We start from the raw sequence: 11,330 nt of genomic DNA, 5'->3' as shown, positions 1-11,330 counted from the left end.
CCCCATCGGCGTCAGTGGGGGAGGATCTCCCTGACGCTGGCGAGGTAGGCCTCGTCGTCGAAGTCGGGGAAGATCTGCCGCTGGATCATGAAGCCCTGCCCGAGCGCGAGCATGATCGGCACGAGCCGGGCGATCGTGGCATCGATGTCGTCACCGGCCCGCTCGGGGTGCGCCTCGAACCACGGGCGGACGGATGCGCCGAATGCCTCGGGCACGAAGGCGAGCGGCGCCCCGATGCTCTCGAGGATCGCAGGGTCGGCGGCGGCATCGGCCCAGAGCTGCACGAGCAGGCGCGTGTCGAAGGAGTCGCGCATGCCGCGCAGGATCGTCGCGACGACCTCGCCGGGGGTGAGCACGCGGCCGCGGGTCTGCTGAGCCTCGACTTCGAGGCGCCGACTCTGCAACGTGCGTGCGGCGACCGCGGCGAACAGCTCCTTCTTGCCGGCGAAGTGCCCGTAGATCGCGCCGGCCGACAGCCCCGTCTCCGCGATGACATCGGCCATCGACGTGCCCTGGAAGCCCTTCGCGGAGAAGGCGCGCAATGCGGCGTCGATGATCTCGTCTCTGCGCGCCTCGCGGTAGGCGGCGGTGACCTTCGGCATGCGTCGTCTTCCCCGTCGATGAGCGGTCGATCGTTCTTGACAAGCTTAGGCGGCGCGCCGAAGATAATAAAGAACGAACATTCGTTTTCCAGCGGAGGAGATCATGGCCCACTCGGATGCCGCGAACCGGCACACGCCCATCGGCCGCGTCATCGGCATCGCGCTCGCCCTCGCCGCGGTCGTCGCCGTGATCGTGCTGGCGTTCTCCTGGCCATCCGTGACCGCCGACGCGAAGAACCTGCCGATCGCGATCTCCGGCCCCGCCGAGGCGGTCGCCGCGGTCGAGGCCACCGTCGATGAGCAGTCGCCGGGCGCCATCGCGTTCGACACGGTCGACGATCGCGATGCCGCCGTCGCCGCGATCGAATCCCGTGAGGTGTACGGGGCCATCGTGCTCGGGCCGGAACCCGAGGTGCTCACCTCCTCGGCATCGAGCCTCGTGGTCGCCCAGTTGCTGACCGGCGTCGCGAGCGGCCTCGAAGAGGGCGTCAACGCGCAGGCCGCCGCGGCCGCCGAGGCGGCAGGCGCCCCCACTGCGCCGCCGCACATCGAGGTCGCCGTCACCGACGTGGTGCCCCTCGCCGACACCGACCCGCGTGGCACCGGCCTCACGGCGGCGCTCTTCCCGCTCGTGCTCGGCGGCATGCTCGGCGGCATCGCCATCTCGCTCGCCGTCATCGGCGCTATGCGCCGGGTGTTCGCCGTGCTGCTCTACTCCGTGGCGGGCGGCCTCGCGCTCGCCGGCATCCTGCAGGGCTGGTTCGGCGCGCTGCAGGGCGACTACCTGCTGAACGCGGCCGCCATCGGTCTCGCGCTCGCCGCCATCGCCGCGCCCATCACCGGTTTCGTGGCGCTCATCGGGCGTGCCGGCATCGCCGTCGGCCCCGTCGTCATGCTGCTGTTCGCGAACCCCATCTCGGGCGCCGCGGTGCCGAAGGAGTTCTATCCGGCGCCGTGGGGCGACATCGGCCAGTGGTTCCCGCCGGGGGCTGCCGCGACACTCGTGCGCGAGCTCTCGTACTTCCCGGCGGCCGACATGACCTTCCCCTGGCTCGTGCTCGCCGCATGGGCGGTCGGAGGGCTGCTGCTATCGGTCATCGGCCACTTCCGCACGGCCGGCGGGGCCGAGCCCGATGCCGAGGCGACCGTCGCCGTCTGATCGGCCGCGGGTGCTCCGGGCGTCAGCCCGCGAGTTCCTTGCGACCGTGCAGGATGCCGCTGACTGCGGCGACGACCGCGAAGACGACCGCCACGATGGGCTGGCCGAGGGTCCACCATCCGATCGCCGCGGCGGAGAAGACGGCGATCTCGACGATGGCCTTGCCGAACGCGTCGACGCGGAAGACCGCCTTCGGCGAGACGAAGAGCGCCCACGCGAAGATCGCGAGGAGCGGCGCGCCGATGCCGACGAGCACGCCCGGCCACGGCAGCGGGAAGGCCAGGAAGCCCCAGATTCCGAGCGAGACGAACGCGAAGAGTTCGAGGAGGAACCGGAGGATGTCGTTCGGTCCGATCTTCGGCTGCTGGTCGTGCTGTCGCGGGTCGCTCACAACCGTCTAGCCTACCCGCGACCTCAGCGGAAGATGATCGTGCGCACGCCGTCGACGAGCACCCGTCGCTCGGCGAACCACTTGACCGCCTGGCTGAGCGTGCGGCTCTCCTCGTCCTGACCGATCGCGACGAGTTCGCCCGGGCTGCGGGAGTGGTCGACGCGCACGACGTTCTGTTCGATGATCGGTCCCTCATCGAGATCGCTCGTCACGAAGTGCGCGGTCGCGCCGATGAGCTTCACACCGCGGGCGTGCGCCTGACGGTACGGGTTCGCGCCCTTGAAGCCGGGCAGGAAGGAGTGATGGATGTTGATGCAGCGGCCCTCGAGCGCGGCGCAGAGCTCGGGGGAGAGGATCTGCATGTACCGCGCCAGCACGACGAGCTCGATGTCGTAGTGGTCGACCGCGGCGAGCACGCGTCGTTCGAACTCGGCCTTCGACGCGGCATCCGTCACCGCGAGGGACTCGAATGGCACGCCGTAGAAGTCGACGAGGTCGCGCAGCGTGCCGTGGTTGGAGAGCACGAGCGGGATCTCGACGGGCAGTTGGCCGGCGCGCTGGCGGAACAGCAGGTCGTTGACGCAGTGCCCGGCGGTCGAGGCGAGCACGAGGGTGCGCAGCGGCCGGCCGACCTCGTCGAGGTGCCACTGCATGCTCCACCGCTCGGTCACGGGGGCGAGGGCGGCCTCGAACTCGTCGCGATCGGCCGAGGACTCGACCTGCAGGCGCATGAAGAAGTGGCCGGTGTCGAGGCTCGCGAACTGCTGACTCTCGGTGATGTTGCCGCGTGCTGCGACGATCGCGCCGCTCACCGCGTGCACGATGCCGGGGCCGTCGGTGCAGCTGAGCGTGACGACCCAGTGGTGGAGGTGTTCGGAGGATGCGCCGGGGACGGGCTCGGTCATCCCGCCAGACTATCGGGGTCGGCCACCTGGCCGGCGGCCGGTGCGGCCGCGGCGCCCCGCCAGTCGTACACGGCGGGAGAGGACGGGCCGAACCGGCCGCCCACCGAGTACCGTGCGGTGAGGACGTCGTCGTCGTCGACCGTGTACTGGCCGGGGAGATTGTGGCGTCCGCTCCGATCGAGCACGATCTGCCGCTCCTCAGCGTCGCCGTCGCGAATCTGGACTGTTGCATTCGGCTCGCCGGTGAACCTGATCTGCCAGATGATCCGCCAGTCGTCCCACCGAACGGGTTCGAGGATCATGGTCGGGCTCGACAAGGTGACCGTGACCGGCGCACTCGGCGCAGAGGGGTTGCCGGCCCGGTCGGTCTGCGTGACGGCGAGGACGTGCTTCCCAGCGGGCAGGCCCGTGTATGTGAGTGTCCAGTCGCCGTCGTCATCGGCGATCGCATCGGGCTGCACGTCGACGGATGCCGCGAACGGCGCTGCTGCCTCCGACTGCACGGTCACGAAGATGCTCGCACCGGGCTCGGCCGTTCCCGAGAGTACCGGGTCGACGAGGCCGTTCGCGGTGTCGGCAGGATTCACCACGGGGGGGAGCGCCTCGGTGTCGACCGGTTCGGGCTTCGGGGTCGGCGTCGGCGAAGGCGCGGGCGGTGCCGGGCTCGGCTCGACCGCCGGAGGTTCGGGCTCCCCCTGCTCCTCCGCGGGGTCGGGGGCGGGCTCGAGCACGGGGGCCGGCGGTGCCGGGTCGGGCTGGATCGCCGCCGGGGCCTCGTCGACCGGGTCCGTCGACTCGGAATCGGATGGCGCGGCGGCCGCGACGGCCTGCGGCGCGGGTTCGGCCGGGGCCACGATGCCGGGCACGATGATCACGGCGGCGACGGCCGCGGCGGCGACGAGAGCCCCGGCACCGACGCCGATCACCACGCCGCTGCCACCGAGGACGCCGAGGCCGCTTGCGGAAGCCGCGCCGCCTGCCGCACCCGTGCCGCCCGCACCTGCGCCGCCGGCGCCCGCGGTGGAGCTCGCACCCGCGGTGGAGCCGGCGCCGGCAGCACCGGCGGTGCCGCTGCCGGTGGCGTGGCCGATGATGACGGCGGGCATCGCGGCCGCGCCCATCGCGACCTCCGCGACCGGCGCGCCCTGCGAGAGCCAGGCGGAATACGCCGTCGCGCCGCCGATGCCCGCGGTGAGCGGCAGCAGCACGAGTGCGAGCCGGGAGCCGACCTCCCGCGCCTCGGCGGCGACGATCGTGCAGCGGGCGCAGTCGTCGAGGTGCGCCTCGAGGCGCGTCGTCTCACGAGCGCGGAGCTTGCCGCGGGTGTAGGTGCCGAGTCGATCGATGCTCCACTGGCACTCCGGCGAGTTGGCGGGGTTGCGCAGGTGCACGCGGATCCACGACTGGCGCAGGCCCTCGCGTGCCCGGTATGCGAGCGCCGCCGTGCTGTTGGCGCTCATGCCGAGGAGGGGGGCGATCTGCTGCGGGGTCATGTTCTCGACCTCCGAGTACCAGAGCACCTCCTGCCACCGGGTGGGCAGCGCGCGGAACGCCTGCGCGGTGGCGCTGCGGTCGAGGGCGTCGAGCGTCGCGGATTCGCTCGTGGCCGGGTCTTCGAACGACTCGAGCGTCTCGAGCGTCGTCTCGTGCCGCGCGCGGCCCCAGCCGGCGGCGGTGTTGCGGATCGTCGTGAAGAGGTAGGGGCGGAACGCGCCCGTGGGCCCGCCGCCCGCCAGGATCGCGCTGTAGATCTTCGTGAACGACTCGGCGACGAGGTCGTCGGGGTCGAGCGAGCTGTATGACCGTGCCACGGTGCGTGCCGAGGCGGCGTGACGTTGCCACAGCTCGGCATACGCCGAGCCGTCGCCATCGCGCGTGCGCTCGATGAGCGCGGCGTCGGCCGATCGGTCGGTGCGCAGCGGCGGCACGACGGACTCCTTCGGGTAGCAGGTGGGCGCGCGAGGCGCGAACGGTTCCACCGGAGAGACGCGCCGAGACGGGATTCGTGACGCGGTGATTCGGTGCCCCTATTCCAGCAGAAATCCCTGAGAAACGGGTGCGGAAAATATTCTCCGGATTTCGCGTCATAGATCCGCCGATCCGCCGTCTCTCAGGTGGAAGGCATTCAACCGCCTTCCGACCAACCGCCGTCTCAGGCGACCCGATTCCCGAGACGGATGCCGGCATCGCCGGCGGCAGGGCGGTGGCATCGGGGGAAACGATGCCTCCGTTCGAACGGGCGAGGGTCTCGGAGGCGAAGGGGAACACGCCTCCGGGCCCCGTCTCGATCGCGGCATCCGAAGCTCGAACGCCGGTGCCCGGATGACCGCGCTCGCCGCGGATCAGGCCAGTCGGACTCCGGCGCCCCAGACCGCCTGCACGCCGAGCTCCGCGTCGAGGAGCACCGCGTCGGCGGCGAATCCGCGGTCGAGCCGGCCGAGGTCGCCCGCGCGACCGATCGCCGCGGCCGGAGTCACAGTCAGCGCGCCGACCGCCTCGTCGAGCGGGATGCCGCACTCGAAGACCGCCCGACGGAGCGCGTCGTCCTGCGTGAGCGTCGAACCGGCGATCGAGCCGCCCTCGCGCAGGCGTGCGACGCCGTCGGTCACGACGACCTCGAGCGACCCCAGTTCGTAGACGCCGTCGGCCGAGCCCGTCGCGGCCATCGCGTCGGTGATGAGCGCGACGCGGCCGGGCGCACCGGCGAAGGCGAGCCTCACGACATCGGGGTGCACGTGCACGCCGTCGTTGATGACCTCGAGGGTGACGTGGTCGGCGCGCATCGCCGCCGTCACCGGACCGGGAGCGCGATGGTGGATGCCTCGCATGCCGTTGAAGGCATGGGTGAGGATCGAGGCGCCCGCGTCGAACGCGGCCAGAGCGGTCTCGAAGTCGGCGCCCGTGTGGCCGACGGCCACCTTGACGTCGGACTCGACGAACCGCGCGATCGCCTCGATCGCCCCTTCGTGCTCGGGGGCGATCGTGATCTGCCGCAGCGTGCCGGCCGCGGCCTCGAGCAGCAGGTCGACGGATGCCTCGTCGGCACCCCGCAGCAGACCCGGGTCGTGCGCCCCGCGGAACTCGCGATCGAGGAACGGTCCTTCGAGGTGCGCGCCGAGCACCCGCGGATCGCGCTCGGCGAAGCGGGCGATCGTCGCCAGGTCTCGAGCGAGGCGATCGACGGAGGAGGTGACGAGCGAGAGCACCGATCGGGTCGTGCCGTGCGCGTTGTGCACCGCCAGCACGGTCTCGATCGCCGCCTCGCCCTCGTCGACGGCCGCGCCGCCGGCTCCGTGGCAGTGGATGTCGATGAATCCGGGAGTCAGGAACCGCCCTGCGGCATCCGTCACCGTCGCCGAGTCGACCGTGAGCCCGTCGCGCCATCCGTCACCGATACCGCGCGCGGTCACCTGCTCGCCATCGAAGCGCACCCACGCGTCGGTGACGGTGTCGGCACCGCTCACGATGCGCGCGGAGTGGATGACGACGGGTGCGGTGCTCACCTAAGCAACGATAACGTCGTAGCCCGCGTCGGACAGGCGCTCACGCTGATCGAGCGTGACTCCGGCGTCGGTGATGACCGTCGAGAAGAGCCGCCGGGGCCCGATCGCCGCGAACGCCCGCTTGTCGATCTTCGAGGAGTCGGCCACGAGCACCGCTTGCGTCGCCCGCGTCGCCATGAGGGCGTTGACCGAGGCCTCGCGTTCGTCGTGCGAGGTCGGACCGACGACCGGGTCGATGCCGTTGACGCCGATGAAGGCGATGTCGAGCGTGATGCTGCCGAGCACCGCGTCGGTGTACGCGCCGACAAGCTCGTAGGAGCGGGCGTGCACGACGCCGCCGGTCACGACGGTCTTGATCTGCGGACGCATCGCGAGCTGCATGGCGATGTTGATCGCATTCGTGACGACGGTCAGGCTCGGGTCGGGCGCCGGCTCCATGATGTCGGCGCGCGACATCAGCGCGTCGGCGATCGCGGTCGCCGTGGTGCCGCCGCAGAGGCCGATGACGGCGCCGCGAGGCACGAGCGCGCTCGCCGCCAGTGCGATGGCGGCCTTCGCGTTCGGGTTCTGCTGGTTCTTGTACCGGATCGGCAGGTCGTAGGCGACCGAGTGCGCGACGGCGCCGCCGCGGGTGCGGGTGAGCAGCTGTTGGCGGGCGAGGGCGTCGAGGTCGCGCCGAGCCGTCGCGGGCGACACCTCGAGGCGTTCGACGATCTGGTCGACGTCGACCTGCCCGCCCTCGGCGAGGAGGTCGAGCACGGCGCTCAATCGTTCAGCACGATTCATCCGTGGGTGTCCTTCCCGGCGAAGAGGTCGAGCAGACGCGCGGCTTCGCCTTCGACGGCATCGCGGCCGGCGGCGAGGTACTTGCGCGAGTCTACGACCGTCGGATGCTCGTCGAGGAATCGACGGATCGCACCGGTGAACTGCGCGTTCAAGTGGGTCGAGACGTTGATCTTCGTGAGGCCGGCGCGGATGCCGGCGACGATCGTCTCGTCGGGCACGCCCGACGACCCGTGCAGCACGAGCGGAACCGGCACGGCAGCCCGCAATCGCGAGATGAGCTCGAGGTCGAGCGGCGCGACGCGCTCGGTCATCGCGTGCGAGGAGCCGACGGCGACGGCGAGGGCCTCGACACCGGTCTCGGCGACGAACCGGGCCGCCTCGGCGGGATCCGTGCGCACGCCCGGCGCGTGGGCGCCGTCCTTGCCGCCGATCTCGCCGAGCTCGGCTTCGACGAGCACGCCCGTCGACGCCGCGTGGTCGACGACGCGGCGGGTCGTCTCGACGTTGTCGGCGAAGTCGAGCTTCGCGCCGTCGTACATGACCGAGCCGAAGCCGTGGTCGATGGCGAGCAGTGCGAGCTCGGGGTCTTCGGCGTGATCGAGGTGCACCGCGACGACGGCGCTCGACGCCTCGGCGACGGCGAGCGTCGCCCGGGCGATCGGTTCGAATCCGCCGTGGTAGCGGATCGCGTTCTCGGAGATCTGCAGGATCACGGGCAGCCCGGTCATTTCGGCCGCCCGCACGAGCGCCTCGGCCGTCTCGAGGTGCAGCACGTTGAACGCGCCGACCCCGCGGCCGGCGGCGACGGCGTCGGTGAGGATGGCGCGGGTGGGAGTGAGTGTCATGCGATCGCTTCCGGGTCGGAGGGCCCGGCGCTGCCGGTGCCGGGCGTGGTCACGACGACCTCGAGCTCGAGGGCGGGGTGTTCGGGGGAGAGATCGCCGGCGAGCGGCATGAGCACGGCGGAGGCCGACCAGGCGGTGGCGCGGCGTGCCAGTCGAGCGCGTGCGTCGGCCGCAGACGGGGTGTCGGCACCGAGGTCGGGCGTCTCGGCGAGCGCCGCTGCGATCGCGGCGACCGCCGCATCGCCCGCGCCGGTCGCGTTGCCGTGCAGCATGCCCGGCAGCCGGGCGCGGATGACGCCGGGGACATCCGCCGACACGATCATGAGGCCCTCGGCACCGAGCGAGGCGACGACGAGACGGGCGCCGAGTCCGAGCAGGAGGCGGGCGCCGGCCTCGGGGTCGTCGAGGCCGGTCGCTGCGCGGAGCTCTTCGGCGTTCGGCTTCAGCGCAGCGGCGCCGGCGCGGGCGGCGGCGAGGAGGCACGGGCCGCTCGTGTCGACGATCACGGGAACCGCCGCGGCGGCGAGCGCACGCACCAGCTCGCCGAGTTCGTCGGCGCCGAAGCCGGGTGGCAGGCTGCCGCAGATCGCGACCACGCTCGCGCTGCGGCCGAGCTCGAGCGCGGTCACGCCGAGCGCCGCGGCCTCGGCGGGCGAGAGTGCGGCGCCGTGTTCGTTCAGCACGCTCGTGTCGCCGCTCGCCTCGTCGACGACGGCGATGCTGCGCCGGGTCGTGCCCGCGACCGGCACCAGACGATGGCGGATGCCGCTCGAGGCGAGCTCTGCGGCGAATTCGGCACCGACCGCGCCGCCGGTCGTGGTGACGGCGACGACCTCGTGCTGTTCGGCGTGCAGCACCCGAGCGACGTTCAGCCCCTTGCCTCCCGCGCGTGCTGCGCCGGCATCGACCCGATGCGTCTCGCCCGGCTGCAGCCTGGCGACGTGCCAGGTCAGGTCGAGCGCCGGGTTCGGCGTCACGGTCACGATCACGGCGCACCGCCCTCGTGCCGTGCCGCGGCGAGATCGCGCGCGGCGAGCGCCGTGCCGAGGAGGCCCGCGTCGTCGCCGAGCTGGGCGTGGACGAGCGCGGGGCGGCGGTGGAAGCTGAGCAGCGCGTCGATGCGGGCCTCGAGCGGCCCGAAGAGGGCGGAGCCGGCCTGCGCCAGGCCGCCGCCGATCACGACGGCCTCGGGGGCGAGGTTCGCGACGAGCCGGGCGATCGCCTCGGCCAGCGCCTCGACGGCGTCGTCCCAGACGCGGCGGGCGAGCGGGTCGCCCACGTTCGCCGCGTCGAGCACCTCGCGCGCGCCGCCGACGGGAGTGCCGGACGCCGCGGAGTAGCGGCGCGCGATCGCGCCCGCCGAGGCGATGGTCTCGAGGCATCCGATGGCGCCGCAGGGGCACCGCTCGCCGAGCGGGTCGGCCAGCGAATGACCGATCTCGCCCGCGTAGCCGCCGCCCGCGTACGGATGCCCGCCGAGCAGGAGCGCGCTCGCGATGCCCGTGCCGATCGCGAGCACGACGACGTCGCCGTAGCCGCGCGCTGCGCCGAGCCGGTGCTCGGCGTCGCCGGCGGCACGCACATCGTGGCCGAACGCGACCGGCAGGCCGAGGGCGGTCGCGGCGAGGGAACGGATGGGAGCGTCCCGCCAGCCGAGGTTCGAGGCGAACATGCCGATGCCGCCGACCTCGTCGACGAGACCGGGCACGCTGACTCCTGCTGCCACGGGGACGACGCCCGGTGCTGCCGCGAGGTGCTCGCGGGCGAGCACGGCGAGCGAGGCGACGATCGTCGCGGCGGGGTCGGCGGAGTCCAGCGGCGTCGGCGTGCGGCGCAGCCCGAGCACCCGCCCTGTCGCGTCGACGAGCGCCGACTTCGTGTCGGTGCCGCCGACATCGAAGGCGAGCACTGCGTCGCCCGGGCCGAGCCGGGTCGCGTCGGAAACGGGGTGCTCGGTCATCACGCGTCGAGGATGACGGAGCGGGTGAGGTTGCGCGGTGCGTCGGGGTCGAGGCCCTTGGCGCGGGCGCGGGCGAGTGCGACCCGCTGGGCGCGCACGAGCTCGGCCATCGGATCGAGCGCGCCGGCCTCGAAGCGGGCTCCGGTTGCGGCGACATCGCCAGCGAGACCCTCGGGTGCCGCACCGAACTGCCAGGTCACCCGGCCGGGGGCTGCGATGGCGATCGGACCGTGGCGGTACTCCATCGACGGGTAGGACTCGGTCCACGATTGCGAGGCCTCGCGCATCTTCAGCGCCGCCTCGTGCGCGAGCCCGACCGACCAGCCCCGGCCGAGGAAGGTGTACTGCTCGGCGTCGGTCAGCTCGGGCGCGAGCTCCTCGGCGACGGCTCGCTCCGCGTCGGCGATCGCACCGCTCAGGTCTTCGCCGAGCGAAGCGCGGAACAGGGCGAGCGCGGTCGTCGCGAACCGGGTCTGCACGACCGACTGCTCGTCGGCGAACGGCAGCAGCACGGCCTCGTCCACGAGGCCGACGAGCGGCGAGGCGGCGTCGCCGATGACGCCGACGGTGCGCACGCGGCCGCGCAGGTTCTCGACGAGCTGGAGCACCTCGGTCGTCGTGCCCGAGCGGGTCAGGGCCACGACGGTGTCGTATCCGCGGTCGACGAAGGCCTCGGATGCCGCGAAGGCGTCGGTCTCGCCGTGCCCGCCCGCCTCTCGGAGCCAGGCGTAGGACTGCGCGATGAACCAGGACGTGCCGCAGCCGACCACTGCGATGCGCGCGCCGCGAGCCGGGAGCAGTGCCTGCTCGGCGCGGAGGGCCTCGGCCCTCGCCCAGGTCTCGGGCTGCGACGAGAGCTCGGCCGACATGTGTTCGGCGGGTGTGTGTTCGGCGGGTGTGTGTTCGGTGGTCGACTGCTCGGTCAAGACGGCTCCAGACGGGTGATCGGCGACCGGCGCAGGTGATCGGCGCCGAGATGACATCTCATGATTGCAGATGACTGCAATCGATGTCCAACGATCATATCGACGATCGAATTGATCATTTGGGCGACCGTGCCGAGTTTGTGAGGGATCTGAACAAAATCTCATAACGAATCCGTTGCGCGTCTTGACGGCCGATTGGCATCCGACATAGATTTCGACCGTCGAATGAACGAACATGATCGTTTTCTCGTCG

11 protein-coding genes are annotated in these 11,330 nt (G+C 72.1%); 1 reads left to right on the top strand and 10 read right to left on the bottom strand.

The genetic code is table 11. The annotated features are described in order from the left end of the window. Positions 1-11 precede the first annotated feature (11 nt). Positions 12-602: a TetR/AcrR family transcriptional regulator gene (locus tag ASE14_RS06910; RefSeq protein ID WP_056652721.1), complete on the bottom strand. Its 591-nt coding sequence runs from the start codon at positions 600-602 to the stop codon at positions 12-14. 103 nt (positions 603-705) lie between these two features. Between ASE14_RS06910 and ASE14_RS06905 the strand changes: the two genes are divergently transcribed. Further along, positions 706-1,761 carry a hypothetical protein gene (locus ASE14_RS06905; protein ID WP_056652718.1) on the top strand — a complete coding sequence of 352 codons (1,056 nt, stop codon included), beginning with the start codon at positions 706-708 and terminating at the stop codon, positions 1,759-1,761. A gap of 22 nt (positions 1,762-1,783) precedes the next feature. Here the strand turns inward: ASE14_RS06905 and ASE14_RS06900 are convergent, their stop codons facing one another. From ASE14_RS06900 to ASE14_RS06860, 9 genes are all read right to left on the bottom strand, one after another. Then, complete coding sequence (locus ASE14_RS06900; RefSeq protein WP_056652715.1) at positions 1,784-2,152, bottom strand: YrdB family protein; 369 nt, start codon at positions 2,150-2,152, stop codon at positions 1,784-1,786. A 23-nt stretch (positions 2,153-2,175) separates the two neighbouring features. Then, positions 2,176-3,057, bottom strand: coding sequence for a formyltetrahydrofolate deformylase (gene purU / locus ASE14_RS06895; RefSeq protein WP_056652713.1), 882 nt, complete (start codon positions 3,055-3,057; stop codon positions 2,176-2,178). Further along, positions 3,054-4,985, bottom strand: coding sequence for a sigma-70 family RNA polymerase sigma factor (locus ASE14_RS06890; RefSeq protein ID WP_157372857.1), 1,932 nt, complete (start codon positions 4,983-4,985; stop codon positions 3,054-3,056). Before ASE14_RS06890 ends, purU begins: the two co-directional genes overlap by 4 nt. A gap of 414 nt (positions 4,986-5,399) precedes the next feature. After that, positions 5,400-6,560 (bottom strand): N-acetylglucosamine-6-phosphate deacetylase, encoded by a 1,161-nt coding sequence (gene nagA, locus ASE14_RS06885; RefSeq protein WP_056652710.1) that lies wholly within the window; start codon positions 6,558-6,560, stop codon positions 5,400-5,402. Further along, the gene (locus ASE14_RS06880; protein ID WP_056652707.1) at positions 6,561-7,346 is read right to left on the bottom strand and encodes a DeoR/GlpR family DNA-binding transcription regulator; all 786 of its coding nucleotides are present in this window, start codon (positions 7,344-7,346) and stop codon (positions 6,561-6,563) included. After that, positions 7,343-8,191: a class II fructose-bisphosphate aldolase gene (locus tag ASE14_RS06875; RefSeq protein ID WP_056652705.1), complete on the bottom strand. Its 849-nt coding sequence runs from the start codon at positions 8,189-8,191 to the stop codon at positions 7,343-7,345. Before ASE14_RS06875 ends, ASE14_RS06880 begins: the two co-directional genes overlap by 4 nt. Next, positions 8,188-9,180, bottom strand: coding sequence for a hexose kinase (locus ASE14_RS06870; protein WP_056652700.1), 993 nt, complete (start codon positions 9,178-9,180; stop codon positions 8,188-8,190). The genes ASE14_RS06875 and ASE14_RS06870 overlap by 4 nt, the downstream gene beginning before the upstream one ends. Next, positions 9,177-10,151 (bottom strand): ROK family protein, encoded by a 975-nt coding sequence (locus tag ASE14_RS06865; RefSeq protein ID WP_056652697.1) that lies wholly within the window; start codon positions 10,149-10,151, stop codon positions 9,177-9,179. The genes ASE14_RS06870 and ASE14_RS06865 overlap by 4 nt, the downstream gene beginning before the upstream one ends. After that, positions 10,151-11,020 carry an SIS domain-containing protein gene (locus tag ASE14_RS06860; protein WP_056655951.1) on the bottom strand — a complete coding sequence of 290 codons (870 nt, stop codon included), beginning with the start codon at positions 11,018-11,020 and terminating at the stop codon, positions 10,151-10,153. Before ASE14_RS06860 ends, ASE14_RS06865 begins: the two co-directional genes overlap by 1 nt. Positions 11,021-11,330: the final 310 nt, after the last annotated feature.

Source organism: Agromyces sp. Root81, from assembly GCF_001429165.1.
Taxonomy (GTDB): Bacteria; Actinomycetota; Actinomycetes; order Actinomycetales; family Microbacteriaceae; genus Agromyces.
This window is presented reverse-complemented; position numbering and strand designations above follow the sequence as displayed.